Origin of the sequence: Stenotrophomonas pavanii (genome assembly GCF_900101175.1) — a bacterium.
GTDB lineage: Bacteria > Pseudomonadota > Gammaproteobacteria > Xanthomonadales > Xanthomonadaceae > Stenotrophomonas > Stenotrophomonas pavanii.
Genome location: NZ_FNFQ01000007.1, coordinates 213,752 through 238,078, shown reverse-complemented (window position 1 = coordinate 238,078; position 24,327 = coordinate 213,752). Strand labels below are relative to the sequence as shown.

The window sequence follows — 24,327 nt, the reverse complement described above, 5'->3', positions numbered from 1 at the left end:
GGCCGCCTGAGCCAACGAGAGCAGCCATGGCCGAGTTTTCACTCCCCAAGAATTCCAAGATCACGAAGGGCAAGCACTTCCCCGTCAAGAACGGCGGCAAGAACGTGCGCACCTTCAAGATCTACCGCTGGAGTCCGGACGACGACAGCAACCCGCGCACCGATACCTATGAAGTCGATCTGGATGCCTGTGGCCCGATGGTCCTGGACGCCCTGATCAAGATCAAGAACGAGATCGACCCGACCCTGACCTTCCGCCGCTCGTGCCGCGAGGGCATCTGTGGTTCGTGCGCGATGAACATCGACGGCACCAACACCCTGGCCTGCACCCGAGCCATCTCGGACTGTGGCAAGAAGGAAGTGCCGATCTACCCGCTGCCGCACATGAACGTGGTCAAGGACCTGGTTCCGGACCTGACCCATTTCTACGCGCAGTACGCGTCGATCAAGCCGTGGATCCGTACCCAGACCCCGGCACCGCCGGACCGCGAGCGCCTGCAGTCGCCGGAAGACCGCAAGAAGCTGGACGGCCTGTACGAGTGCATCCTGTGCGCCTGCTGCTCGACCAGCTGCCCGAGCTACTGGTGGAACGGCGAGCGTTACCTGGGCCCGGCGATCCTGCTGCAGGCCTACCGCTGGATCATCGACTCGCGTGATGAGGACACCGGTGCGCGCCTGGACGATCTGGAAGACCCGTTCAAGCTGTACCGCTGCCACACCATCATGAACTGCGCCCGGACCTGCCCGAAGGGCCTGAACCCGGCGCTGGCGATCGCCGAGATCAAGAAGCTGATGATGGAACGCCGCGCCTGATCAGGCCCGGCGGTATCTGGTAGAGCCACGCGACGCGTGGCTGTGCCACCCCAGTAGAGCCACGCCATGCGTGGCTTTGCTGTATCTGGAGAAACACGATGGAAGAAGATGTTCTGCTGAAGAAGCTGCGCTGGCGCTGCCGACGCGGCATGCGCGAACTGGACCAGCTGTTCGGCCGCTACCTGGACCGGGAGTGGAGCACTGCGCCGACCGAAGAACGCGAAGTTTTCCTGTTCCTGCTCGACTGCGAGGACGATAAGTTGTGGCGCTGGTTCATGGGCTACGAGGCCTGCCCGCATGCGCACGCGATCCCCCTCATGCAGAAGATCCTCGCCCTCAAGCCTTGAGTGGCGCCCCTCGCGGCTGCAGGCCGCCGCCCAGCTGGCGGTGTTGCTGGCCGCGCCCTGGCTGCTGCGCGCATCGGACCTGCCGCCGCGGCTGCTGATCCCCGCCGTTTTGCTGGCGTGGGGCGCCGGGGGCGCCGAGCTGGCCTGGCGCCAGCGCAGGCCGCGCGTGCAGGTGCTTCTTCCGCCGCTTCCCGAGCCACTGCAGGTGGGCGGGCAGGGCATCGATGCGCCGCGGCTGGTCGTGCGCGGCCCCTGGCTGTTGTTGCTCTGGCGTGAGGGCGGCAGGCGCCAGCGCCTGTTGTTCTGGCCGGATGTGCTCGATTCCGGGCAGCGACGTGAACTGCGACTGGCCGTGGCCGCACGCAGCGTTTCCCGTCGGGCCCGGTCAATGGCACCATAAGCTGAATTGACCGGCGTGCCTGCATGTTCAAACCCATTCCCGTGGCCATCGGCCTGCGCTACCTGCGCGCCAAGCGCCGCAACGGCTTCATCTCCTTCATCTCGATGGCATCGATCCTGGGCATCGCGCTCGGCGTTACGGTGCTGATCACCACGCTGGCGGTGATGAGCGGATTCCAGAAGGAAATCCGCAGCCGCCTGCTGCAGATGACCGCGCACACCACCATCAGCCGCGACGGCGAGCCGATGCCGGACTGGATGCGCGTGGTCGACGTGGCCCGCAAGGATCCACGCGTGGCCGGTGCCGCGCCTTACATCGAGATCCAGTCGATGATCAGCGGCCCGCGCGTGCAGGGTGCGATCATCCAGGGCATCGATCCGGCGCTGGAGCCGAAGGTTTCGGTGATCGACAAGAAGGTCACCAAGGGCAGCTATGCCAGCCTGACGCCGGGCAGCTTCAACCTGCTGCTGGGCAAGGAACTGGCGATCTGGCTCGGCGTCGATGTCGGTGACCAGGTGCTGGTGACATTTGCCGAAGTGCAGGGCACGCCTGCCGGTGCGGTGCCACGGATGAAACGCTTCACCGTCAGTGGCATCTTCGAGGCCGGCTACAACGAGGTCGACCGGGGCGTCGGCTTCGCCAACATGCAGGACCTGGAGCGCGTGCTGCGCAGCGATGGTGCCACCGGCGTGCGGTTGAAACTGCACGACATGGACCGTTCGCTGGAAGTGGGCGTGGACCTGGCGCAGAGCCTGGGGGGGGCCTACCGCGTGAGTGACTGGACCCAGCAGAACGCCAACCTCTACCACTCGCTGCGCATGGAGAAGGTGGTGATGGGCATCCTGCTGTCGCTGATCATCGCCATGGGTGCCTTCAACCTGGTGTCCTCGCAGGTGATGCTGGTGACCGACAAGCAGGCCGACATCGCCATCCTGCGCACCCTCGGCCTGACCCCGGGCGGGGTGATGCAGGTGTTCATGGTGCAGGGTTCGCTGATCGGCATCTTCGGCACGCTGGCCGGCCTGATCGGCGGCATCACGCTGACTCTCAACCTGGAGCGCATCCTGGGCGCCATCGAGCGCGTGTTCAACGTCAAGCTGTTGCCGGAGGATGTGTACTACATCACCGGCCTGCCGACCGACATGCAGACAGGCGACGTGGTGGCGATCACCGTGGTCGCGCTGCTGATGAGCTTCCTGGCCACCCTGTATCCCGCCTGGCGGGCAGCACGCACCCAGCCGGCGGAGGCCCTGCGTTATGAATAAGGTCTTCAACCGTGGCGATGAAGTGATCCGCGCCGAAGCACTGGGCAAGACCTACGCCGAAGGGCGCATGCAGACCCCGGTGTTCGATGGACTGGACCTGACCGTGACCGCCGGCGAGACGGTGGCGATCATCGGTGCCTCCGGCGCCGGCAAGAGCACGCTGCTGCACCTGCTGGGGGGGCTGGATGTTCCGACCGCAGGCGAGGTGTACGTGACCGGCCAGCGCATGTCCGCGCTGTCGGACACCGCGCGTGGCCTGCTGCGCAACCAGGCGCTGGGCTTCGTCTACCAGTTCCACCACCTGTTGCCGGAGTTCACCGCGCTGGAAAACGTGATGATGCCGGTGCTGCTGGCCGGCACCGCCGTGGCCGAAGCGAGCAGCCGGGCCACCACGCTGCTGGAAGCGGTCGGCCTCGGCCATCGCCTGGACCACAAGCCCGGCGAGCTGTCCGGCGGCGAACGCCAGCGAGCAGCCGTGGCGCGTGCGCTGGTCAATCATCCGGCCTGCGTGCTCGGCGACGAGCCGACCGGCAACCTGGATGACCGCACCGCGGGCACCGTGTTCGAGCTGATGCTGGAACTCAACCGTGCCCGTCACACCAGCCTCGTGCTGGTCACCCACGACCGCAGCCTTGCGCGGCGGCTGGACCGGGTGCTGGAGCTGCGCGAAGGCCGCCTGCACGCGCTCGCCCACGCCGACGTCTGAGCGCCCGGCAACGGCCGCCTCCCGGTGCCTGAACGGGTATACCTGCCATCGCGCCGGCCGCACGTCGGCCGGCGCATGATCGCGGCAGGTTCCCCTAGGAGATCGCCATGAAGACCCCGCTCCTGATTGCCGGACTCTGTCTGGCGCTGGCCGCCTGTGCGACCACCGGCCGGCTCAGCAGCACCGAAAAGCTCGGCCTGTACCGCGCCCATGCTGGCGCGCCACAGAATGACATGCCGTTCTTCGGCAGCCTCAATGGCTGGACCGAACTGGGTGACAGCGCGCTGGCGGTGTGGACCCGGCCGAGCGAGGCCTACCTGCTGGAACTGAGCGGCCCGTGCCCGGACCTGCCCTACGCCACGGCCATCGGGCTCACCAGCAGCATGGGCCGGGTATCGTCGCGCTTCGACAAGGTACTGGTGCGTGACCCGACCGGTGGCCCGCGCATGCCGTGCTTCATCCACAGCATCCGCAAGCTGGATGTGAAGGCGCTGCGTGCCTCCGAGCAGGAGCTGCGCCAGGCGCAGGTGCAGGAGCGCGAGGAAAATACGAACTAGCGCGGTAGTGCCGGCCGCTGGCCGGCAACCTGGCATCTGCGCGATGCCGGCCAGCGGCCGGCACTACCTGTGGGTCAGGCTTCCGGAACGAAGCCGGCCGGCTTTTCCGCGTCCTTCTCGAACAGGAACTTGACCAGTTCGCCTTCAAGGAACGCACGATGTTCCGGCGTCCGCGGCGACAGCCGGTTTTCGTTGATCAGCATGGTCTGGTGCGCAAGCCACGCGGCCCACGCCTGCTTGCCGATGTTGTTGAAGATGCGCTGGCCCAGTTCGCCGGGGTAGGGCACGAAGTCCAGGCCCTCGGCATCGCGTTGTTCGTACTGGCAGAAGACGGTTCGGGGCATGGCACTCACTCGTGGTTGCGGGGTTTCTTGGAATTTCGTTTCGGCGTCCTGATCGTGGCACCGTCGAGCAGCTTGCGTATCGGTGCCGGCAGGCCCAACGAAGGCAGTTCGTCGGCGGCGACCCAGCGCAGCGTGGGTTCTTCCACGCGCAGGCCGTCTACCTGCCGTGACAGTACCTGCAGGTGCAGCCGGTAGTGGCTGAAGGTGTGCTGCAGCACCGGCAGCGCCTCGGCGTCTTCCAGCGAACCTTCCACGTGCGCATCGAACCAGTCCTGCAGCACGCTGCCGGCCTCGGCCTGCGGCAGCGTCCACAGCTGCGCCCAGATGCCGGTGTCCGGTCGCTTCTGCAGCAGTACGCGCTGCTGGGCGTCGCGCAGCAGCAGGGCCACCGCTTCGCGCTCGGGCAGCGTTTTGCCCGGCTTGGGCGTGGGCAGTTCAGCGGTGCGGCCCTCGCGCCGCGCCACGCACGCGTCCTGCAGCGGGCAGATCACGCAGGCCGGTTTGGCGCGGCTGCACACCGTCGCGCCCAGATCCATCTGCGCCTGGGTGTAATCGGCCATGCGCCCGGCCGGCACCTGCGCTACGTGCGCCTCGGCGATTGCCCATAGCTGCTTCTCGATGGCCGGCAGGCCCGGGAAGCCGTCGATGCCGTGGTAGCGGCTGAGCACGCGCTTGACGTTGCCGTCGAGGATCGCGAACGGGTCGTTCCAGGCCTGGCTGAGGATGGCGCCGGCAGTGCTGCGACCGATGCCGGGCAGCGCGTGCAGCGCGTCGAAATCGCGCGGCAGGTCGCCGTCGTGCAGTTCCACGCAGCGCTTGGCGGCGGCATGCAGGTTGCGTGCGCGGGCGTAGTAGCCAAGCCCTGCCCACTGCGCCATCACTGCGTCATTGCTGGCGGCGGCGAGGTCGGGCAAGGCCGGGAAGTGCTGCAGGAACCGCAGGAAGTACGGGATGACCGTGGCCACCTGGGTCTGCTGCAGCATGATCTCCGACAGCCAGACCCGGTAGGGACTGCGCGGATGCTGCCAGGGCAGGTCGTGGCGGCCGTGGTCGTCGAACCAGTGCAGCAGGCGGGCGACGAAGTCGTCGGTGTGCGGGGATCCGGCGCTGGCGTGCGGCTGGCGGGGCATGGGTGTTCCAGAGAGGCAGCCACCCATGGGGTGGCGCTACCAGATCTCAGTAGCGCCACGTCATGCGTGGCGGCGCGGTGTATCAGGCGCCCAGCGCTTCAGGCAGCAGGGCATCGACGAACGCTTCCGGGTCGAACACGCGCAGGTCTTCCGGGCGCTCGCCGATGCCGGCAAAGCGGATCGGAATGCCGAACTCGCGGGCCAGCGCGAACACCACGCCGCCCTTGGCGGTGCCGTCCAGCTTGGTCACCACCAGGCCGGTCACGTTCACCGCTGCATTGAACTGGCGCAGCTGCGACAGCGCGTTCTGGCCGGTGGTGCCGTCGATCACCATCAGCACTTCGTGCGGTGCGGTGGGGTCGATCTTGCCGAGCACGCGGCGGATCTTGCCCAGCTCGTTCATCAGGCCGGACTGGGTGTGCAGGCGACCGGCGGTGTCGGCGATCAGCACCGAGGTGCCGCGTGCCTTGCCGGCCTGCAGCGCGTCGAACGCCACCGACGCGGCATCGGCGTTCTGCCCCTGCGCGACCACGGCCACGCCATTGCGCTCGCCCCAGGCCTGCAGCTGGGCCACGGCAGCGGCACGGAAGGTATCGCCGGCGGCCAGCATCAGGCTGTGGCCGTCATCCTTGAAGCGCTTGGCCAGCTTGCCGATGGTGGTGGTCTTGCCGACGCCATTGACGCCGACGGTCAGCACCACGAAGGGTTTGGCAGCACGGTCGATCACCAGCGGCTTGGCCACCGGCTGCAGGATCGCGATCAGCTCGGCGCGCAGCGCAGCCAGCAGCGCATTGGCGTCGGCGAACTCGCGCGACTTCATGCGCTTGCGCAGCCCTTCCACCAGGTCGGTGGTGGCACCTACGCCGACGTCGGCGGTGATCAGTGCGGTCTCCAGCTCGTCCAGCAGGTCGTCGTCGAGCTTGGGATTGCGCGAGAACAGGCCGCCGAAGCTGCGCGCGATGACGCTGTTGCGCAGGCGTTCGCGCCAGCCGGGCTTGCCGGCCGGGGCTGGCGGGGCATCGACCAGCGCCGGCAGATCGACGGCCGGGGCGGCCGGCTCCGCGGCCGGAACGACCGGAGCCAGCGGGGCCAGCACGGCGGCGGCGGCCAGCGCTTCGGCCTGGACATCCTCGGCCGCGATGACCGGTTGCGCAGCCGGCACGGCGGGCACTTCGGTGACCGGCGCCGGTACCGCGACGGGGGCCGGTTCCGGCACGGGTACCGGCGCTACGGCTTCGGCCACCGCAGTGGTGGGCGCGTCCTCGGCCGGGGCGGCTGACGGGAACGCCGCCGCCAGCTCTTCAGCCGAGTAGTGCTGGGTCTTGGGCGCGTCCGGTGCGGCGGCGTCCTGGGGCTTCTTGCGGCGGAAAAAACTGAGCATTGGCAAAAGGCGCTGAAATCAGGGGGATATGCTACCACTCGGGCCTGTCGGGCCGATGTGGACTCAAGGTCGCGGCGTGCCGGCCGTTAACCGGTCAGGAGGGCTGCGGCGTGCGGCCCGGAGACCGCCATGGACAACGTGATGGGAACCGCTCTGGGTGGCATGCGCGCGGCCCAGCAGGGCATGCAGGTGGCCGCGCACAACGTGGCCAACCTGGCCACCCCCGATGCGCAGCGCCTGCAGTTGCAGCGCAATGCGGTGGCGCAGGGCGGGGTGGCGACGGCGGTGACCAGCGCCGCCCCCGATCCGGGCGCCCCCCTGGGCGATCTGCTGGCGGCCAAGGCCGAAGTAGTGGCCTTCGCCGCCAATGCCGCGGTCATCCGCCGCCAGGACCAGATGCTGGGTTCGCTGCTGGATCGCGAGGTTTGATCAGCCCGTCTCGGTAGGTGCCAACTGCCGCGCCTGGTGGGTGCCAACCTTGGTTGGCACGCTCGACCCACCTCGGTAGGTGCCAACCATGGTTGGCACGCCTTTTGGGCGCCAACCAAGGTTGGCCGCTACCAGAGCATCGCCGGGTAGGCCGGGCCATGCCCGGCGCCACCCTGTCGGTCAGGCCGACAGTTCCAGCAGCAGCTTGTTCAGGCGGGCCACATAGGCACCCGGGTCCTTCAGGCTGTCACCGGCGGCCAGCGCGGCCTGGTCGAACAGCACCCGGCCGAGGTCGTCGAAGCGCGCGCCATCGGCTTCGGCGTCGAGCTTGGCGATCAGCGGGTGGCCCGGGTTGATCTCCAGCACCGGCTTGCTTTCCGGCACCTTCTGCCCGCTGGCTTCGAGGATCTGGCGCATCTGCAGGCCCAGGTCCTGTTCGCCGATGGCCAGCACCGCGGGCGAATCGGTCAGGCGGTGCGAAACCCGCACTTCGGCCACCTCATCGCCGAGCACCGTCTTCAGGCGCTCGACCAGGCCCTGCTTTTCCTTCGCCGCTGCTTCCTGCTGCTGCTTGTCGGCTTCGCTTTCGAGTGCGCCCAGGTCGAGGTCGCCACGTGCGATGTCGACGAAGCCCTTGCCGTCGAAATCGGTCAGGTAGCCCATCAACCATTCGTCGATGCGGTCCGTCAGCAGCAGCACTTCCACGCCCTTCTTGCGGAAGACTTCCAGGTGCGGGCTGTTGCGCACCTGGCTGTAGCTCTCGCCGGTGAGGTAGTAGATCTTGTCCTGGCCTTCGGTCATGCGGCCGAGGTAATCGGCCAGCGACACCGTCTGCGCATCGCCGTCGCCGCGGGTGGAGGCGAAGCGCAGCAGCCCGGCCACCTTCTCGCGGTTGTTGTAGTCCTCGGCCGGGCCTTCCTTCAGCACCTGGCCGAATTCCTTCCAGAACGTGGCGTACTGCTCGGGCTTGTCGGTGGCCAGCTTCTCCAGCATGTCCAGCGAACGCTTGGTCAGCGCCGATTTCATCGAATCGATGACCGGGCCGGACTGCAGGATTTCGCGCGAGACGTTCAGCGACAGGTCGTTGGAATCGACCACGCCCTTGATGAAGCGCAGGTACAGCGGCAGGAACTGTTCGGCCTGGTCCATCACGAACACGCGCTGCACGTACAGTTTCAGGCCCTTGGGGGCATCGCGGTGATACAGGTCGAACGGCGCGCGCCCGGGCACGTACAGCAGCGAGGTGTACTCCAGCTTGCCTTCGACCTTGTTGTGGCTCCACGCCAACGGGTCGCTGTGGTCGTGCGCCACGTGCTTGTAGAACTCGGTGTATTCGGCGTCGCTGATCTCCGTGCGCGGACGGGTCCAGAGTGCGCTGGCGCGGTTGACGGTCTCCCACTCGACGGCGGCGCCTTCTTCGCCTTCCTTCGGCATCTGGATCGGCAGGCCGATGTGGTCCGAGTACTTCTTGAGGATGCTGCGCAGGCGCCAGCCGTCGGCGAAGTCGTGCTCGCCGTCTTTCAAGTGCAGCACGATGCGGGTGCCGCGCTCGGGCTTGTCGACGGTGGCCACCTCGAAATCGCCTTCGCCGCGTGAGGTCCAGCGCACGCCTTCGCCGGCAGGCAGCCCGGCGCGGCGCGAGGTCACTTCCACTTCGTCGGCAACGATGAAGGCGCTGTAGAAGCCGACGCCGAACTGGCCGATCAGCTGCGAATCCTTCTTCTGGTCGCCGGACAGCTGGCGCAGGAAGTCGCCGGTGCCGGACTTGGCGATCGTGCCCAGGTGGGTAATGGCCTCGGCGCGGCTCATGCCGATGCCGTTGTCTTCGATGGTGATGGTGTGGGCGGTGGGATCGAAGCTGACGCGCACGCGCAGCTCGCTGTCACCTTCCAGCAGGGCTGGCTGGGTCAGGGCCTCGAAGCGCAGCTTGTCGGCGGCGTCGGCGGCATTGGAGACCAGCTCGCGCAGGAAGATCTCCTTGTTGGAGTACAGCGAGTGGATCATCAGCTGCAGCAGCTGCTTGACTTCGGTCTGGAAGCCAAGGGTTTCGGTCTGGGTCGTCTCGGTCATCGATAAGGCTCCGTTTGCAATGCCGCGCCAGCGCGTGCGGCCTCGCCAAGGGGTAGGGCTGATTGTCCGGAAATCAAGGGGTTGGTCGGCAGGGCTTGCAGCCCTGCACCTGCAGAGGCCGATGCAACAGCAACAGCAACAGCGGGCTATCCGTGGGATGGCGGAGCGGTGTGGGTTGGCAGGACACGCCGTGAACCCATCCATGGGGGCTCGATGGCGCCAACGGTCCTGCCAACCCACACCGCCCCGCCTCTGACAGGTTCACTCGGCTGTTGGTAGGTGTCGACCTTGGTCGACACATCTGTCAGATATCGAAATAAATCTGGGGTCAGATCCGTTTTCCGCAGGAAAACGGATCTGACCCCAAGAGTTGTTCCGACAGATCGCAGGAAACTGTCGAAGGCGGGGTGGGTCAGGTTGTGGGGGTGTCCGCGGCATGGATGCCGCGGCCAAGCCCCCATGGACGGGTTTACGGCGTCCCCCACAACCTGGCCCACCCCGCCTACCCACAGGAAACCAGCTTTTGCCATTGCTCTGGCTGTTGCTTCGGCCTCTGCGGGTGCCGGGCAAAGCCCGGCCGAACTACAATCCCGCTCATGCTGAAATTCTTGAATACCTCCCGCCGGGGGCGCCGATGAGCGGCCGTGGGGGCAACGACGGCCAGGTCCGCATCATCGGCGGGCGCTGGCGCAACACCCGGCTGCCGGTGCCGACCCTGCCAGGCCTTCGGCCCAGCAGCGACCGCGTGCGCGAGACCCTGTTCAACTGGTTGATGCCCAAGCTGGGTGGTGCGCGGGTGCTGGACCTGTTCGCCGGCAGTGGTGCGCTCGGCCTGGAGGCGGTCTCGCGTGGCGCCGCCCACGCCACCCTGGTCGAGCGCGATGCGCGGCTGGGACGTAACCTGGCCGCCGCCGTGGCCAAGCTGCAGGCCGTGGACCAGATCACTGTCGTGCAGGCCGACGCCCTGCGCTGGCTGCAGGGCGCGCCGGCGCAGCAGGCCGACCTGGTGTTCATCGACCCGCCGTTTGCCGATGGCCTGTGGCAGGACGTACTGGCCCAGCTGCCGCGGCACCTGGCCGCCGATGCCTGGCTGTACCTGGAATCGCCGGCCGGCCACGTGCCGGTGCTGCCGCCGGACTGGCTGCTGCACCGGGAGGGCGGCACCCGCGAGGTGCGCTTTGCCCTGTACCGCCGCGCCACTGCTACACTTTGACCTCATCTGAACATCTGCTACCGCCCATGACCGTGGCCAACCGCCGCATCGCCGTCTACCCCGGCACGTTCGACCCGATCACCAACGGCCATATCGACCTGGTGAGCCGGGCTGCGCCGCTGTTCGAAAAGGTCGTGGTCGGCGTGGCGCAAAGCCCGTCGAAGGGCCCGGCGCTGCCGCTGGAACAGCGCGTGCAGCTGGCACGTGGCGCCCTGGCCCATCACGGCAATGTCGAGGTCATCGGCTTCGACACGCTGCTGGCCCATTTCGTACGTTCGGTCCAGGGCGGGGTGCTGCTGCGCGGCCTGCGCGCGGTGTCCGACTTCGAGTACGAGTTCCAGATGGCCAGCATGAACCGCCACCTGATCCCCGAGGTCGAGACCCTGTTCCTGACCCCGGCCGAGCAGCACAGCTTCATTTCGTCCTCGCTGGTCCGCGAGATCGCGCGCCTGGGCGGCGACGTGTCCGGTTTCGTGCCGGCCGCGGTGCTCGAAGCCCTGCGCAAGGTCCGCGAAGCGAAGGCGGCACAGTCGTAGGCCCCGCTGTATCCGCACCCCATTACGTACACCACCACGCACCACTCCGGGAGGAAACCCATGAACACCACCATGCGCGCGATGCTGATCGCTTCGTTGGCCCTGGCCTTCACCGCCTGCAAGAAGGAAGAGGCCGCTCCGGTCGACGAAGCCAAGCAGGCCCTGGTCGCTCCGGCCAAGGATGACGATGCCGGCTGGAAGAAGTACTTGCAGGAAGTGGCGATCCAGAACATGGGCAACATCACCAACAGCCCGTTCCTGTACTACCTGTCGCCGGAATCGGACCCGGACTTCCAGGCCAAGTACGAGCGCCAGACCGAGAGCGCGACCCAGGCCGTGGCCCGTGGCGTGCAGCCGGGCAACATGCTGGCCTTCGGTTCGTCGGCCTCGGGCAAGATGGCTGACATGATCCAGGCCGTGTTCAAGGACGTGTCGCCGGATTCGATGAAGGGCGTGCGCGTCGTCTTCATCGGCCAATCGGCCGACAACGCCCGCGTGCAGGCGGCGATCCAGCCGACCGGCGCCGAGTACATTTTCGTCGAAGCCAAGTAATACCGAGCCATGGCGGCCATGCCCCGGCATGGCCCGGGCGGCGCCCCGCAAGGGTGCCGCTGATGACCTGACCGGCCCGCGCGCCCGCGCTGGCCGGTCCTTTGTCCCAAGGCGCGGGCGAGGAGTATCGCCATGTCGCTGAAAATCAACGAGCTCTGCGTCAACTGCGACGTCTGCGAGCCGGCCTGCCCGAACCAGGCCATTTCGATGGGTGAAACCATCTACGTGATCGACCCTGCCCGCTGCACCGAGTGCGTGGGCCATTTCGACGAACCACAGTGCGTGGTCGTCTGCCCGGTCGAGTGCATCGACCCGGATCCGGAGATCGTGGAAACGGAAGACCAGCTGCTGGCCAAGCTGCGCCAACTGCAGCACGATCACCCCGAACTCTACGCGGAGCCCCCATCCGAATGAAGACGCTGATCGTCCGCCGCTTGTTGCTGCTCGGCCTGCTGCTGAGCCCGGTTGCCTGGGCCGACGGCCCGGCCCGTGCCGAACGCCCCGATGGCGCGGCCATTGCCAGCGGCCACGCGCTGGCCACCCAGGCCGGCATCGATATCCTGGCGCAGGGCGGCAACGCCTTCGACGCGGCGGTGGCGGTATCGTCCACGCTGGCGGTGGTCGAGCCGATCAGCTCCGGGCTGGGCGGTGGCGGTTTCTTCCTGCTGCACGACGCGGCCACCGGCAAGGACGTGATGCTGGATGCGCGCGAGACGGCCCCGGCCGCCGCGACCCCGCAGGCCTTCCTCGACAAGCAGGGCAACCTGGACCGGGATCGTTCGGTCAACGGCGCCTGGTCGGCCGGCATCCCGGGCCTGCCCGCAGCGCTGGTCGAGCTGTCGGCCAAGCACGGCAAGCTGCCGCTGTCGGCCTCGCTGCAACCGGCCATCCGGATCGCGCGCGAAGGCTTCCCGGTGTACGAGCGCATGGCCAAGGGCTATGCGTCGCGGCGTGAAGTGATGGAGCGCTATCCCGGCACGCGGGAGGTCTACCTGCGCAACGGCAAGCCGATCGCCACCGGTGACCTGTTCAAGCAGCCGGAGCTGGCGCAGACGCTGGAGCGCCTGGCTGCGGGTGGCTTTGATGGCTTCTACAAGGGCCAGACCGGAAAGCTGCTGCTGGCCGGCGTGAAGCAGGCCGGCGGCAAGTGGACCGCTGAAGAGCTGGCCGGCTACCGGGTCAAGCAGCGCGAGCCGATCGTGTTCAACTACAACGGCTGGAAGATCACCACCGCGCCGCCGCCGTCGTCCGGCGGCATCGCGCTGGCCAGCATGCTGCAGATCCTGGAAGGCTGGGACATCAGGAAGATGGACCCGGCGCACCGCACCCACCTGGTGGTGGAGTCGATGCGCCGCGCCTACCGTGACCGCACGTTCTTCCTCGGCGATCCGGACTTCGTGCAGATCCCGCAGAAAGTGCTGACCAGCAAGGACTACGCGCAGGGCCTGCGTGCCACCATCCACCCGGAGAAGGCCACGCCCAGCGACCTGCTGTCCGGCAACCCCACGCCGCTGGAAGATGACGAGACCACACACTTCTCGATCATCGACCGCGATGGCAACCGCGTCGGCGCCACCCAGACCGTCAACCTGCTGTACGGCTCGGGCCTGATTCCCAAGGGCACCGGCGTGCTGCTGAACAACGAGATGGACGACTTCGCGCTGAAGCCGGGCACGCCCAATGCGTTCGGCGTGATGGGTTACGAGGCCAACGCACCGAAGGCAGGCAAGCGCATGCTCAGCTCGATGACCCCGACCTTCATGGAGAACGCCGACAAGGTGGTGGTGCTGGGCACGCCGGGCGGCAGCCGCATCATCACCATGGTGCTGCTGGGCATCCTGGGCTATGACGCCGGGCTGGATGCGCAGCAGGTTGCCGCGCTGCCGCGCTACCACCACCAGTGGTTGCCGGACCTGATCGAAGCCGAGGACGATGCGTTCGACCCGGCAACGGTCAGGCAGCTGCAGGCAATGGGTCACAAGATCGACCTGCCCGGCGACGTTGCCGCAGGCGGTCGTGGGTCCAGCCATGTGTGGGGCAACCTGCAGACCGTGGAATGGGATCGCAAGTCGAACCGACTGTTCGGCGGCAGCGACCCCCGCAACCCGGTGGGCAGCGCCCAGGTTGTGCCGGCGCGCTGATCCCGCCGTGCCGGCCACTGGCCGGCAATCCGGTTGATACCGAAACCCCGCCTTTGCCGGCGGGGTTTTCTGTTGCCGTCTAGCGATTATTTAACGAGCCGGCGCCGATAATCGACGCATGAAACTCTGGTCTATTCGTGGAAACTCGCAGCGCCTCGATGGCGGCGCGATGTTCGGCAACGCGCCGCGCGCGTTGTGGGAAAAATGGGCGACACCGGACGAGCTCAATCGTATCGAGCTGGCCTGCCGTGCACTGCTTGCCAGCCCGCTGGAAGGCAAGACGGTGCTGTTTGAAACCGGTATCGGCGCGTTCTTCGACCCGCGCATGCGTGAGCGCTACGGGGTGCAGGAAAGCCAGCACGTACTGATCGATTCCCTGCGCGAAGCCGGTTTCGAGCATGAGGATATCGACGTGGTGGTGCTCAGCCACCTCCACTTCGACCATGCCGGCGGCCTGCTGGCGGCGTGGAGCGAAGGCCGTGATCCCGAGCTGCTGTTCCCGAACGCGACCTATGTGGTCGGCGCGCAGCACTGGCAGCGCGCCGTGCAGCCACACCCGCGCGATCGCGCAAGCTTCATTCCGGAACTGCCGGGCCTGCTGCAGGCCAGTGGCCGCCTGGAAGTGGTCGACGGCGAATACTCGAAGGCGCTCGGCCGCAGCGTACGCTTCAGTTACAGCGACGGGCATACGCCGGGCCTGATGCTGGCCGAGATCGTCGGGCACGCGCATGCTGGCGAAAGTGCGCATGGTGGCGTGGTGTTCTGTGCCGACCTGATCCCGGGCCGCTCATGGGTACACGTGCCGATCACCATGGGCTACGACCGCAACGCCGAGCTGCTGATCGACGAGAAGCGGCAGTTCCTTGAAGACAAGCTGGCGCGCAACGTGCGGTTGTTCTTCACCCACGACCCGCAGGTGGCACTGGCGCAGCTGGGCCGGGATGACAAGGGACGGTTCGTGACCCTGCACGAGCAGGGCGAGCTGAAGGCGCGCGCCCTGGGGTAATGAAATGGCCGGGCAGTGCCCGGCCATCCATGGGTGTGTCGATCCACGCCTTGCGACGTTCCGATCGGACGCGATCGCTACGACGACTTCAGGCAGCTGCTCATGAAGGTCTTGCGCGCATCACCGGCCAGCTTCTTCGCACCCGCGTCGGCATTGCACTTGCGCATGCGTTCCTGCTGCGGATTGACCGCCTTGGTTTCGGCGGCGTGGCCGCTGAGGCAGGAACTCTGCGCGGTCTTGTAGGCATCACCCTTCAGCCCCTTGTTCTTGGCCGAACATTCGGCCATGCGCTGCTGCTGCGGGGTGGTGGCATTGGCAGCCAGGGGCAGGCCAACCAGCAGGACGGCGGCCAGCAGGAAAGAGGCTTTCATCGGAATGCTCCAAGCGGTGGCGGGTGCGCGGAGCATTCGCTTCCGACCGGTAAGGCCACGTGAAGAATCACGCGTCGGCCACGCCCGCGTCCACGGGCGTTCACGTGCCGCGGCGAAGCGCGCCCGCGAGCGGATGGCGGGTCAGAGCCCTCTCCTGCGGAGAGGGATCCGACCCGTTCACCGGGATTATCCGACGCGGGTTCCGAAGATGCGGTCACCGGCGTCGCCCAGGCCCGGCAGGATGTAGCCCTTGTCGTTGAGCTGGGCATCGATGGCCGCGGTGTAGATCTCCACGTCCGGGTGCACGGCCTTGACCGCCTCGATGCCTTCCGGCGCGGCCACCAGGAAGATGCCCTTGATGCGGCGGGCGCCGGCGCGCTTGAGCATGTCGATGGTGGCGATCAGGGTGCCGCCGGTGGCCAGCATCGGGTCCAGGATGAGCGCGTCGCGCTCTTCCAGGCGCCCGGTCAGGCGCTCGAAGTAGGGCACCGGCTGCAGGGTTTCCTCATCGCGCTGCAGGCCCACCACGCTGACACGGGCGGCCGGGATCAGCGACAGCACGCCACTGAGCATGCCCAGGCCGGCGCGCAGGATCGGCACCACGGTGATCTTGGCGCCGGCAATGCGCTGCACCGTGACCGGGCCGGCCCAGCCGGGCAGGGTGTGCGGCTCGGTGTCCAGGTCGGCGGTGGCCTCGTAGGCCAGCAGCGTACCCAGCTCGTTGGCCAGTTCGCGGAAATCCTTGGTGCTGAGCGCGGCATTGCGCATCAGGCCGATCTTGTGCTGCACCAGCGGGTGGCGCACTTCGACGATCTTCATGGTCGGGGAAGGGGGAAATGAGAGAGAGGACGCCATTTTGCCGGATCGGCGTGTCGAATCCCAAACCGGCTCCGCAGCGGCGTGACCCGAAATGTGCAGGCGCATGTCATGGCCATGCAACCTTGCGGACATACCGTGCAGACCCATTCTTAACAGGAATGGGGATTCCCAGTGCATATCAAGACTCCGTTGGCCGTTGCCATCACCCTGACCCTGGCGATGGGGGCCGCGGCACCGCTGCAGGCGGCCGGGCAGCAGGCGGTAGCCGCTACCGGCGCCGTGGCCGCCGACGCGGTCGACCTGGACCGCATCGAAGTACGCGCCCAGCTCGAGTCGCAGATCCGCGCGGTCGACCTCAAGCGCAGCAGCGATGCCATCGAGGATGCCGTTTCCTCGGACGCCCTGGGCCAGTACCCGGACAAGAACGTGGCCGAATCACTGCAGCGCCTGCCGGGTGTCAGCGTGACCCGCGACCAGGGCGAGGGCCGCTTCGTGGTCATCCGCGGCCTGGACGCCAATCTCAACAGCGTCAGCGTGGATGGCATTGCCGTCGGCACCCCGGAAGATTCCAGTCGCGCCGCACCTCTGGACGTGATCCCGTCCGACTCCACCGAGCGCCTGCGCGTGGTCAAATCGCCCACCCCGGACATGCCTGGCGATGCCATCGGTGGCGCCGTGCTGGTGGAATCGGCGTCGGCCTTCGACCGCGATGGTCGCAGCCTGCGTGGCAAGATCGAGGGCAGCCACCAGCAGTTGTCCGGCGAGACCAGCCCCAAGGCGGCGCTCAACTACAGCGAAGTGTTCAACGATACCTTCGGCGTGGCGCTGGGCGTGAACTACCAGAAGCGGAAGTTCGAGTCGGACAACACCGAAGTGGAGTATGACGGCGAGGACGATGCCGCGCCGGGCGACGTGACCGCGATCAACCTGCAGCACCGCAAGTATGAGATCGAACGCAAGCGCATCGGCGCCAACCTCAATCTCGACTGGCGCCCGAACGAAGACAGCAAGTACTACCTGCGCACGCTGTACAGCCAGTTCGATGATGCGGAGACCCGCCAGCGCGTGATCTTCAACTTCGACGACGCGAAGATGGTCAAGACCGGCACCGACCAGTACCGCCTGGACGGCATGCCGAAGGATTCGATCGACAAGCGCATGCGCTACCGCACCAAGAAGGAAAACACGTTCGCGGCCAGCCTCGGTGGCGAGAACCGGCTGACCCACGCCGTGGTCGATTACCGGATCGGCTATACCCGTACCGAAGAGCGCGTGAACGACGAGATGGAGGCGCGCTTCAAGCTCAACGGCAAGGTCTTCAACGGCACCCTGGACCAGCGCAGCCGCCTGCCCAGCTACAGCTTCGACAACCCGCAGTGGCTGGACAACAGCAACTACGCGTTCGACCGCTTCGTGCTCTCGCCCAAGCAGGTGAACGACAAGGAGCACAGCGCACAGGTCAACGTGCGCTTCGACGGCGACAGCAGCAGCATCAAGTTCGGTCTGCTGGGCCGCTGGCGCGACCGCGACGTCAATGTGGATGAGCGCGAACTGCGTGTCGGCCCGAAGGTGGCGCTGTCGAGCTGGACCACCTCCTCGCCGGAGCACCGCCACGGCAACATGGGGGACGGCATGGACTCGGCCGCGATGCGCGCGTTCTGGGCGGCCAGCGGCAGTCAGTACAGCGCCCGTCCGCAGGATGTCGGCGGCAATGCGATGACGTCGCTGGAAGAGGATTACGTGGCCAGCGAAGACATCTTCGCCAGTTATGCCATGGGTACCTGGGACGTGGGCGCGCTGCGCATCATCGGCGGCGTGCGCGTGGAGAACACCCGCTTCAAGGCGATCGGCAACCAGGTGGACGTGGCCGCCAACGGCCGCAGCTTCACCGTCACCCCGCGCGTGGCCAACAGCAGCTACACCAACGTGCTGCCGGGCCTGCACCTGCGCTATGACGCGGCCGATGACTGGGTGCTGCGCGCCTCGGCCAACAAGACCGTATCGCGCCCGTCCTTCGGCGACGTTTCGCCGCGCGTGGGCTACAGCCGCGGTGACGAGGAAGTGCGCCTGGGCAATCCGGAACTGGACCCGTACGAGTCGAAGAACATCGACCTGTCGGTGGAGAAGTACATCGGCAGCAGCGGCATCGTGTCGCTCGGCCTGTTCCACAAGTCGATCGATGGCTACATCGTGGAAACTGTGCGGACCAATGATCCGGCCTACGGCGGGTTCGACGTGACCCAGCCAATCAACGGCCGCAACGCCACCGTGCGGGGTGCGGAATTCAACTGGCAGCAGCAGCTGGCCTTCCTGCCGGACGGCCTGGATGGCCTGCTGGTGGGTGCCAGTGGCACCTGGCTGGACACCACGTTCGATGCCGGTATCAAGGACCGTGCGGGCGAGGACTTCACCCTGCCGCGCGCCTCCAAGCATGTCTACAGCGCACACATCGGCTATGAGAAGTACGGCGTGAGCACGCGCCTGGCGGCGGTATACCGCAGCGAGTACCTGGACAGCATCGGCAAGGGCCGCGCGTTCGACATCTACGTGGCACCCAACACCCAGCTCGATTTCTCGCTGGATTACAAGTTCACCCCGCGGGTGAGCATGTACTTCGAGGCGCAGAACCTGCTGGACAAGCCGCTGGAGCTGTACCAGGGCACGCGGTCGCGCACCCTGCAGATGGAAGAATACGGCCGCACCTATGCGCTGGGCCTGAAGGTGGCGCTGTGATGGGGCGCAGCCGTGCCGTCCTGGCCGCGGCGCTGGCCGCCACGCTGATCGCCGGCTGCACGCCGGCCAGCGGCAACGATCCGGTCGCGGGAGCGGCCGCGCCGGCCGCCAGTGGCGCGCGCGGGGTGACCACCCTCGCCGAAGCCTTCCTCACGCCGATGACCCCGGCCGACAACATCGACTCGCCGGCGGCCTGGCGCGCCCCGGACGGCACGCTGTGGCTGATCGCCACGGCCAAGGCCACCGACAAGCTGGTGGTCTACGACGGCAGCACCGGCCGGCACCTGCGTGACGTCGGCAGCAGCGGCACCGGACCGGGACAGTTCGACCGCCCAAACGGCATTGCGGTGACCGACGACCTGCTATGGATCGTGGAGCGCGACAACCACCGCGTGCAGGTGCTGAGCCTGCCGGACTTCGCGCCGCTGGCGACGTTCGCTGCGGGCGATCTGCGCAAGCCGTACGGGCTGTGGGTCGACCGCCGTGCCGATGGCTACGGCGTCTACGTCACCGACTCCTGGGACAACGGCGAGGATGCGCAGGGGCGTGACATCCTGCCGCCGCTGGCCGAGCTGGACAAGCGCGTGCGCCAGTACCACGTGACCCGCAACGGCGCGAAGGTCGAAGCGAACCTTGTCGCCAGTATCGGTGACACCACCGAGGCCGGTGCGCTGCGCGTGGTCGAGTCGATCTGGGGCGACCCCGAGAACGATCGCCTGCTGATTGCCGAGGAGGACGAGCGCTACGCCAGCGAGTTCAAGGTCTACACACTGACGGGCCGCTTCACTGGCACCACCTTCGGCCGCGACGTGTTCAAGGCACAGGCCGAAGGCGTGACCCTGCGCACCTGTGGCAAGGACGGCTGGTGGATCACCACCGAACAGGGCAAGCAGCGCAGCGTGTTCCACCTGTTCGACCGGCACACGCTGAAACCGGTCGGCGCGTTCCAGGGCAATACCGTGGCCAACACCGATGGCATCTGGATGATGCAGCAGCCCAGCGCGCGCTTCCCGCATGGTGCGCTGTACGCCGTGCACGACGACCAGGGCGTGGTGGCCTTCGACTGGGAGAGCATCGCCAAGCAGTTGGCATTGCCGCTGGAGTGTGGCGCATGAGCGGGCAGTGCGTGATGCGCAGGTTGGCGCTGGGCCTGCTGCTGGCGTTGCCGTCGCTGTCGTGGGCCGCGGCCGAACCGAACACCCAGGTGCCGACCGGAAGCCACCACTACGCAGCGACTCCGGTGCCGGACCGCATCGTCGCCTCGCCGGCGGCCGATCCCAGCCACGGGTTCGCCGTGGCCTGGCGTACCGATGGCAGCGTGCAGGCGCCCCTGCTGGAGATCGCCCTGGCCGGTGATTCGCCCGCCATCGATGGCATCCGACAGGTACGCGCGACGACCCGCGCGCTGCAGACCGAGAACGGTCTGTCGCATCATCACCGCGCCGACGTCAGCGGCCTGCAGCCGGACACCCTGTATGTCTACCGCGTGCAGGGCCATGGCAGCTGGAGTGCCTGGAACCAGCTGCGCACGCTGGCCGCGGCCGACCAGCCGCTGACCCTGCTGTACTTCGGTGATACCCAGAACAAGAACGTCAGCCATGTCAGCCGGGTGGTGCGTGCCGCGCAGAAGGCTGCACCGCAGGCGCGCATGAGCCTGTTCGCCGGTGATCTGGTCAGCGGCGGCGACAACATGGACGACAGCGAATGGGGCGAGTGGTTTGCCGCCACCGGCTGGCTGGCGCAGGAAACGCTGGTAGCCCCGGCGATCGGCAACCATGAGTACTTCGAGGAATTCGAGGACACCCCGCAGGAGCGCCGCGTGCTGGGCCGGCACTGGCCGGTCACGTTCGCGCTGCCGGGCAATGGCGCCCCCGCCGCGCAGCAGACCAGCTACTGGTTCGATGCGCAGGGCGTGCGTGTGGCCGTGGTCGATGGCACCTCGGCACTCGATCTGGGCACCGCCAGGGCACAGGCACAGTGGCTGGACAAGGTGCTGACCGGCAATCCGCAGCCATGGACCATCGTGTTGCTGCACCAGCCGTTCTACTCGCCGCGCGAAGGGCGCGAGAACGCCGCGCTGCGTGACGTGCTGCTGCCGGTGGTACGCCGCCACAACGTCGATCTGGTGCTGCAGGGCCACGATCACACCTATGGCCGCCGTGGCGAGGGTCAGGCCGCGACGCCACAGTACGTGGTGACCGTGGCCGGGCCGAAGCAGTATCGCCTTTCCGACGAGGCACGGAAGACGATGGATCCGGTAGCCGAGGACACCCAGCTGTTCCAGGTGCTGACTATCGATCCGCAGCACCTGCGCTACGAGGCGCGCACCGTGACCGGGCGTCTCTACGATGCCTTCGAACTGCGCCGCGACGCCAGGGGCGGCAAGCAGCGCACGGAGCTGAGCGAAGGCCGTATCGCACCGCGCGACTGTCCGCGTGCGCAGACTGCCAAGGGTCGTGCCGACCGCTGCTGGGAATGAGGACGCACTGATGACCACACCCCGTCGCATCATTCCATTGGCTGCCATCGGCGCGTCCCTGCTGTTGCTGGCCAGTGCGGTAGCCGCCGCCGATACCGTGCTGCATCCCTTCCTGGTCGCCCAGCCGAAGCAGGCCCCGCAGGAAGTGAATCTGGCGGTGGAGATTCCGGCCGGCAGCTTCACCAAGTACGAGATCAAGGAAGATGGCCTGGTGCATGTGGATCGCTTCCAGTCCATGCCGGTCGCCCATCCGGCCAACTACGGCTCGATGCCGCGTACCCTGGCCGGTGACAACGATCCGCTGGACGCGCTGGTGCTGACCCGCGAACCGCTGCATCCGGGCGTAATCGTGCGCTTCCGGCCGATCGGTTACCTGAAGATGATCGACGGCGGCGAGCATGATGAGAAGATCATCGGCGTGCCGACCGACAAGGTCGACCCGAGCTACGCCGGCATCCGCGACCTGGCGGATCTGCCGGAGGTCGAACGGCAGCGCATCGAGGCCTTCTTCCGCGTCTACAAGGACCTGCCGGCCGGGCGCAACCCGGTGCAGCTCAATGGCTGGGGCAATGCTGCTGAAGCGCGTGCGCTGATCAGCGAGGCGATGCAGCGCTTCGGCAAGTAGATCCATGCCATGCGTGGATGGCCTGGCGCGCGCATCTCCTTCACTGCCCCTGGCTATCATGTCCGCCTTCAACAACGGGGGCGGTGTCTGTGTCGGTAGCGTTGGTATGGTTCCGCCGTGATCTGCGGCTGCAGGACAATCCGGCCCTGCAGGCCGCATTGGAGGCGGGGCACGATGTGGTGCCGGTCTACATCCATGCGCCCCACGAAGAAGGTGAATGGGCGCCGGGTGCGGCCTCCGATGCGTGGCGGCACCGTTCCCTGGCTGCATTGGATACCGACCTGCGCGCCCGCGGTTCCGCGCTGGTGCTGCGCAGCGGTGACAGCCTGCCGACCCTGCAGGCCCTGATCGAGCAGGCCGGCGCCGAAGCCGTGTACTGGAACCGCAAGTACGAGCCGGCCACGCAGCCACGCGACGCCACCATCAAGCGCACGCTGCGCGAGCAGGGCATCGACGCGCAGAGCTGCAACGGCAGCCTGCTGTTCGAACCCTGGGACATTGCCACCCAGCAGGGCCAGCCCTACAAGGTATTTACGCCGTATTGGCGCAACGTGCTCAGTCACTGGCGCCTGCCGGCGCTGCAGGCCGCACCGAAGGCAATGGCGGCGCACACGGTGGACAGCCTCGCGCTGGAGGATCTCCAGCTGGCACCGACACTGGACTGGGATGCCGGCTTCTGGGAGCACTGGCAGCCGGGCGAGGCCGGTGCGCTGGACGCGCTGTCGGTGTTCGAGGACGGCGCGTTGCGTGGCTATCGCGAGCAGCGCGATCTGCCCGATCGCGTGGGCACCTCGCGGCTGTCGCCCCATCTGCATTTTGGCGAGATCGCGCCGTGGCGCATCGCCCATGCGCTGGAGGGGCTGCGCACTGCAGGCACCGATGCCGACATCGATGGTTACCTGCGGCAACTGGGCTGGCGCGACTTCGCCTATCACCTGCTGCATCACTTCCCGAAGACACCCACCGACAACCTCAACCCACGGTTTGACCGTTTCCCCTGGGCCACGCCCACTGCAGCGCAGCTGCACCACTGGCAGCGCGGCAACACCGGCGTGCCGATCGTCGACGCCGGCCTGCGCGAGCTGTGGCACACCGGCTACATGCATAACCGGGTGCGGATGATCGTGGCCAGTTACCTGTGCAAGCACCTGCGCGCCCACTGGCTGCATGGTGCGCGCTGGTTCTGGGACACCCTGGTCGATGCCGACCTGGCCAACAACACGATGGGCTGGCAGTGGGTGGCAGGTACCGGCGCCGACGCGGCCCCGTACTTCCGGGTGTTCAACCCGGTCACCCAGGCCGAGAAGTTCGATCCGCAGGCCCGCTACATCAGCCGCTGGGTGCCCGAACTGGCGGCGTTGCCGGTGAAGGCGCGCTTCGCGCCATGGCAGCACCCGCAGCTGCTGGCCACGCACGCGCCGGGCTATCCGCGCACCCCGCTGGTGGATCTGGCTGCTGGCCGCAATGCCGCCCTGGCCGCCTACCGCCAGTCGGGAGCAGGGTAAAGGGCCGCGTGGGTGATCCAGTCAGTTAGCTGAACGCGGCCCTGTCGCCGTGACCGATCATCATCCCGACATCGCATCGGGCTGTTTATTCTCTCTGCGCCCGCAAGCCGCCGGCCCGACCGGAAAACAAGGAGAACTCCATGATCCGCAACACCACCCGCAACGTCGCACTGGCCCTGATGAGTGCGGCCGTCCTGTCGGCCTGCGCCACCGGCGGCTCCTACGTGCAGAGTGACCAGTACGGCAACCCGACCGAGCAGCAGAACCGGACCGGCCGCAACGCGCTGATCGGTACCGCCATCGGCGTGGCTGCCGGCCTGCTGACCGGCGACAGTGCGACCGAACGTCGTCAGCACGCGCTGATCGGCGCCGGTATCGGCGCGCTCAGCGGCGCCGCCGTTGGCCAGTACCAGGATCGCCAGGAACGCGCCCTGCGCGAGCGCACCGCCAATACCGGCATCGATGTCCAGCGCCAGGGCGACAACATCATGCTGAACCTGCCGGACGGCATCACCTTCGACTTCGGCAAGGCCACCCTGAAGCCGCAGTTCTACGGCTCGCTCAATGGTGTGGCCGGTACGCTGCGCGAGTACAACCAGACCATGATCGAAGTAGTGGGCCACACCGACAGCATCGGCAGCGACGCGGTCAACAACCGCCTGTCGAAGGAACGCGCCGACTCGGTGGCGCAATACCTGATCGGCCAGGGCGTGCAGAGCGTGCGTATCGAAACGCTGGGCGCCGGCAAGGCCTACCCGATCGCCGACAACAGCACCGATGCTGGCCGCGCCAAGAACCGCCGCGTCGAGATCCGCGTGATTCCGCTCAAGCAGTAACGCGCAGCGTTACAGTTCCGGCGCAGCCGGAACGAAAATGCCGCCCTTGCAGGCGGCATTTTCTGTAGGT

Annotated in this window: 25 protein-coding genes; 19 read left to right on the top strand and 6 right to left on the bottom strand. The window is 67.2% G+C overall.

The genetic code is table 11. The features are described 5' to 3' along the window. The first annotated feature begins 26 nt into the window (after nucleotides 1–26). From BLS66_RS13805 to BLS66_RS13780, 6 genes are all read left to right on the top strand, one after another. A complete protein-coding gene (locus tag BLS66_RS13805; protein WP_005409079.1) occupies nucleotides 27–812 on the top strand; it encodes a succinate dehydrogenase iron-sulfur subunit in 786 nt (261 codons plus the stop codon). Nucleotides 813–910: 98 nt separating this feature from the next. Beyond that, complete coding sequence (locus BLS66_RS13800; RefSeq protein WP_004153155.1) at nucleotides 911–1,159, top strand: FAD assembly factor SdhE; 249 nt, start codon at nucleotides 911–913, stop codon at nucleotides 1,157–1,159. Beyond that, complete coding sequence (locus BLS66_RS13795; RefSeq protein WP_074726104.1) at nucleotides 1,110–1,559, top strand: hypothetical protein; 450 nt, start codon at nucleotides 1,110–1,112, stop codon at nucleotides 1,557–1,559. The genes BLS66_RS13800 and BLS66_RS13795 overlap by 50 nt, the downstream gene beginning before the upstream one ends. Before the next feature lie 23 nt (nucleotides 1,560–1,582). After that, nucleotides 1,583–2,824 (top strand): lipoprotein-releasing ABC transporter permease subunit, encoded by a 1,242-nt coding sequence (locus BLS66_RS13790; RefSeq protein WP_049468740.1) that lies wholly within the window; start codon nucleotides 1,583–1,585, stop codon nucleotides 2,822–2,824. Beyond that, complete coding sequence (lolD, locus tag BLS66_RS13785; RefSeq protein WP_049407617.1) at nucleotides 2,817–3,530, top strand: lipoprotein-releasing ABC transporter ATP-binding protein LolD; 714 nt, start codon at nucleotides 2,817–2,819, stop codon at nucleotides 3,528–3,530. Before BLS66_RS13790 ends, lolD begins: the two co-directional genes overlap by 8 nt. 107 nt (nucleotides 3,531–3,637) lie before the next feature. Further along, nucleotides 3,638–4,087: a DUF6491 family protein gene (locus BLS66_RS13780; RefSeq protein WP_049468738.1), complete on the top strand. Its 450-nt coding sequence runs from the start codon at nucleotides 3,638–3,640 to the stop codon at nucleotides 4,085–4,087. A gap of 74 nt (nucleotides 4,088–4,161) precedes the next feature. Here the strand turns inward: BLS66_RS13780 and BLS66_RS13775 are convergent, their stop codons facing one another. The 3 genes from BLS66_RS13775 to ftsY form a co-directional block, all read right to left on the bottom strand. After that, nucleotides 4,162–4,431, bottom strand: coding sequence for an oxidative damage protection protein (locus BLS66_RS13775; protein WP_019661206.1), 270 nt, complete (start codon nucleotides 4,429–4,431; stop codon nucleotides 4,162–4,164). Between the two features lie 5 nt (nucleotides 4,432–4,436). Next, the gene (gene mutY, locus BLS66_RS13770) at nucleotides 4,437–5,561 is read right to left on the bottom strand and encodes an A/G-specific adenine glycosylase (protein WP_049468736.1); all 1,125 of its coding nucleotides are present in this window, start codon (nucleotides 5,559–5,561) and stop codon (nucleotides 4,437–4,439) included. An 82-nt stretch (nucleotides 5,562–5,643) separates the two neighbouring features. Then, nucleotides 5,644–6,942, bottom strand: coding sequence for a signal recognition particle-docking protein FtsY (ftsY, locus tag BLS66_RS13765; protein ID WP_057493823.1), 1,299 nt, complete (start codon nucleotides 6,940–6,942; stop codon nucleotides 5,644–5,646). A gap of 129 nt (nucleotides 6,943–7,071) precedes the next feature. Here ftsY and BLS66_RS13760 point away from each other — a divergent pair, with 129 nt between their 5' ends. Next, nucleotides 7,072–7,371, top strand: coding sequence for a hypothetical protein (locus BLS66_RS13760; protein WP_057493822.1), 300 nt, complete (start codon nucleotides 7,072–7,074; stop codon nucleotides 7,369–7,371). 180 nt (nucleotides 7,372–7,551) lie between these two features. On the opposite strand, the gene htpG is transcribed toward BLS66_RS13760, so the two are convergent. Continuing rightward, nucleotides 7,552–9,441 (bottom strand): molecular chaperone HtpG, encoded by a 1,890-nt coding sequence (gene htpG / locus BLS66_RS13755; protein ID WP_057493821.1) that lies wholly within the window; start codon nucleotides 9,439–9,441, stop codon nucleotides 7,552–7,554. Nucleotides 9,442–10,075: 634 nt separating this feature from the next. Here htpG and rsmD point away from each other — a divergent pair. From rsmD to BLS66_RS13725, 6 genes are all read left to right on the top strand, one after another. Further along, entirely contained in the window at nucleotides 10,076–10,654 is a 579-nt protein-coding gene (gene rsmD, locus BLS66_RS13750; RefSeq protein ID WP_057493820.1) for a 16S rRNA (guanine(966)-N(2))-methyltransferase RsmD, read from the top strand. 26 nt (nucleotides 10,655–10,680) lie between these two features. Continuing rightward, nucleotides 10,681–11,190: a pantetheine-phosphate adenylyltransferase gene (gene coaD / locus BLS66_RS13745; protein ID WP_005416145.1), complete on the top strand. Its 510-nt coding sequence runs from the start codon at nucleotides 10,681–10,683 to the stop codon at nucleotides 11,188–11,190. 60 nt (nucleotides 11,191–11,250) lie between these two features. Beyond that, a complete protein-coding gene (locus tag BLS66_RS13740) occupies nucleotides 11,251–11,742 on the top strand; it encodes a hypothetical protein (RefSeq protein ID WP_005409092.1) in 492 nt (163 codons plus the stop codon). Nucleotides 11,743–11,874: 132 nt separating this feature from the next. Next, nucleotides 11,875–12,156, top strand: a complete 282-nt coding sequence (locus BLS66_RS13735) for a YfhL family 4Fe-4S dicluster ferredoxin (protein WP_010484376.1) — start codon at nucleotides 11,875–11,877, stop codon at nucleotides 12,154–12,156. Continuing rightward, nucleotides 12,153–13,883 carry a gamma-glutamyltransferase gene (gene ggt, locus BLS66_RS13730; protein WP_057493819.1) on the top strand — a complete coding sequence of 577 codons (1,731 nt, stop codon included), beginning with the start codon at nucleotides 12,153–12,155 and terminating at the stop codon, nucleotides 13,881–13,883. Before BLS66_RS13735 ends, ggt begins: the two co-directional genes overlap by 4 nt. Before the next feature lie 118 nt (nucleotides 13,884–14,001). Then, entirely contained in the window at nucleotides 14,002–14,889 is an 888-nt protein-coding gene (locus BLS66_RS13725) for an MBL fold metallo-hydrolase (protein WP_057493818.1), read from the top strand. 77 nt (nucleotides 14,890–14,966) lie between these two features. Here BLS66_RS13725 and BLS66_RS13720 read toward each other — a convergent pair whose 3' ends face one another. Beyond that, entirely contained in the window at nucleotides 14,967–15,260 is a 294-nt protein-coding gene (locus BLS66_RS13720; protein ID WP_046430010.1) for a PsiF family protein, read from the bottom strand. A 186-nt stretch (nucleotides 15,261–15,446) separates the two neighbouring features. Then, a complete protein-coding gene (upp, locus tag BLS66_RS13715; RefSeq protein ID WP_005409099.1) occupies nucleotides 15,447–16,079 on the bottom strand; it encodes a uracil phosphoribosyltransferase in 633 nt (210 codons plus the stop codon). 219 nt (nucleotides 16,080–16,298) lie between these two features. On the opposite strand from upp, the gene BLS66_RS13710 reads away from it, so the two are divergent. From BLS66_RS13710 to BLS66_RS13685, 6 genes are all read left to right on the top strand, one after another. Beyond that, nucleotides 16,299–18,812: a TonB-dependent receptor gene (locus tag BLS66_RS13710; protein ID WP_425513294.1), complete on the top strand. Its 2,514-nt coding sequence runs from the start codon at nucleotides 16,299–16,301 to the stop codon at nucleotides 18,810–18,812. Beyond that, complete coding sequence (locus BLS66_RS13705) at nucleotides 18,812–19,927, top strand: NHL repeat-containing protein (RefSeq protein ID WP_074726102.1); 1,116 nt, start codon at nucleotides 18,812–18,814, stop codon at nucleotides 19,925–19,927. Before BLS66_RS13710 ends, BLS66_RS13705 begins: the two co-directional genes overlap by 1 nt. A 14-nt stretch (nucleotides 19,928–19,941) precedes the next feature. Next, nucleotides 19,942–21,291 (top strand): purple acid phosphatase family protein, encoded by a 1,350-nt coding sequence (locus BLS66_RS13700; protein ID WP_244152999.1) that lies wholly within the window; start codon nucleotides 19,942–19,944, stop codon nucleotides 21,289–21,291. Between the two features lie 10 nt (nucleotides 21,292–21,301). After that, the gene (locus BLS66_RS13695; protein WP_074726100.1) at nucleotides 21,302–21,916 is read left to right on the top strand and encodes an inorganic diphosphatase; all 615 of its coding nucleotides are present in this window, start codon (nucleotides 21,302–21,304) and stop codon (nucleotides 21,914–21,916) included. 89 nt (nucleotides 21,917–22,005) lie between these two features. Next, a complete protein-coding gene (locus BLS66_RS13690) occupies nucleotides 22,006–23,421 on the top strand; it encodes a cryptochrome/photolyase family protein (protein WP_057493813.1) in 1,416 nt (471 codons plus the stop codon). Between the two features lie 140 nt (nucleotides 23,422–23,561). Then, nucleotides 23,562–24,257, top strand: coding sequence for a YiaD family glycine zipper/OmpA-like lipoprotein (locus tag BLS66_RS13685; protein WP_005416156.1), 696 nt, complete (start codon nucleotides 23,562–23,564; stop codon nucleotides 24,255–24,257). Nucleotides 24,258–24,327: the final 70 nt, after the last annotated feature.

Coding starts and splice junctions, on each gene's coding strand:
- BLS66_RS13805 (WP_005409079.1), top strand. CDS start 27: ATGGCCGAGTTTTCACTCCCCAAGAATTCCAAGATCACGAAGGGCAAG.
- BLS66_RS13800 (WP_004153155.1), top strand. CDS start 911: ATGGAAGAAGATGTTCTGCTGAAGAAGCTGCGCTGGCGCTGCCGACGC.
- BLS66_RS13795 (WP_074726104.1), top strand. CDS start 1,110: ATGCGCACGCGATCCCCCTCATGCAGAAGATCCTCGCCCTCAAGCCTT.
- BLS66_RS13790 (WP_049468740.1), top strand. CDS start 1,583: ATGTTCAAACCCATTCCCGTGGCCATCGGCCTGCGCTACCTGCGCGCC.
- lolD (WP_049407617.1), top strand. CDS start 2,817: ATGAATAAGGTCTTCAACCGTGGCGATGAAGTGATCCGCGCCGAAGCA.
- BLS66_RS13780 (WP_049468738.1), top strand. CDS start 3,638: ATGAAGACCCCGCTCCTGATTGCCGGACTCTGTCTGGCGCTGGCCGCC.
- BLS66_RS13775 (WP_019661206.1), bottom strand. CDS start 4,431: ATGCCCCGAACCGTCTTCTGCCAGTACGAACAACGCGATGCCGAGGGC.
- mutY (WP_049468736.1), bottom strand. CDS start 5,561: ATGCCCCGCCAGCCGCACGCCAGCGCCGGATCCCCGCACACCGACGAC.
- ftsY (WP_057493823.1), bottom strand. CDS start 6,942: ATGCTCAGTTTTTTCCGCCGCAAGAAGCCCCAGGACGCCGCCGCACCG.
- BLS66_RS13760 (WP_057493822.1), top strand. CDS start 7,072: ATGGACAACGTGATGGGAACCGCTCTGGGTGGCATGCGCGCGGCCCAG.
- htpG (WP_057493821.1), bottom strand. CDS start 9,441: ATGACCGAGACGACCCAGACCGAAACCCTTGGCTTCCAGACCGAAGTC.
- rsmD (WP_057493820.1), top strand. CDS start 10,076: ATGAGCGGCCGTGGGGGCAACGACGGCCAGGTCCGCATCATCGGCGGG.
- coaD (WP_005416145.1), top strand. CDS start 10,681: ATGACCGTGGCCAACCGCCGCATCGCCGTCTACCCCGGCACGTTCGAC.
- BLS66_RS13740 (WP_005409092.1), top strand. CDS start 11,251: ATGAACACCACCATGCGCGCGATGCTGATCGCTTCGTTGGCCCTGGCC.
- BLS66_RS13735 (WP_010484376.1), top strand. CDS start 11,875: ATGTCGCTGAAAATCAACGAGCTCTGCGTCAACTGCGACGTCTGCGAG.
- ggt (WP_057493819.1), top strand. CDS start 12,153: ATGAAGACGCTGATCGTCCGCCGCTTGTTGCTGCTCGGCCTGCTGCTG.
- BLS66_RS13725 (WP_057493818.1), top strand. CDS start 14,002: ATGAAACTCTGGTCTATTCGTGGAAACTCGCAGCGCCTCGATGGCGGC.
- BLS66_RS13720 (WP_046430010.1), bottom strand. CDS start 15,260: ATGAAAGCCTCTTTCCTGCTGGCCGCCGTCCTGCTGGTTGGCCTGCCC.
- upp (WP_005409099.1), bottom strand. CDS start 16,079: ATGAAGATCGTCGAAGTGCGCCACCCGCTGGTGCAGCACAAGATCGGC.
- BLS66_RS13710 (WP_425513294.1), top strand. CDS start 16,299: ATGGGGGCCGCGGCACCGCTGCAGGCGGCCGGGCAGCAGGCGGTAGCC.
- BLS66_RS13705 (WP_074726102.1), top strand. CDS start 18,812: ATGGGGCGCAGCCGTGCCGTCCTGGCCGCGGCGCTGGCCGCCACGCTG.
- BLS66_RS13700 (WP_244152999.1), top strand. CDS start 19,942: ATGCGCAGGTTGGCGCTGGGCCTGCTGCTGGCGTTGCCGTCGCTGTCG.
- BLS66_RS13695 (WP_074726100.1), top strand. CDS start 21,302: ATGACCACACCCCGTCGCATCATTCCATTGGCTGCCATCGGCGCGTCC.
- BLS66_RS13685 (WP_005416156.1), top strand. CDS start 23,562: ATGATCCGCAACACCACCCGCAACGTCGCACTGGCCCTGATGAGTGCG.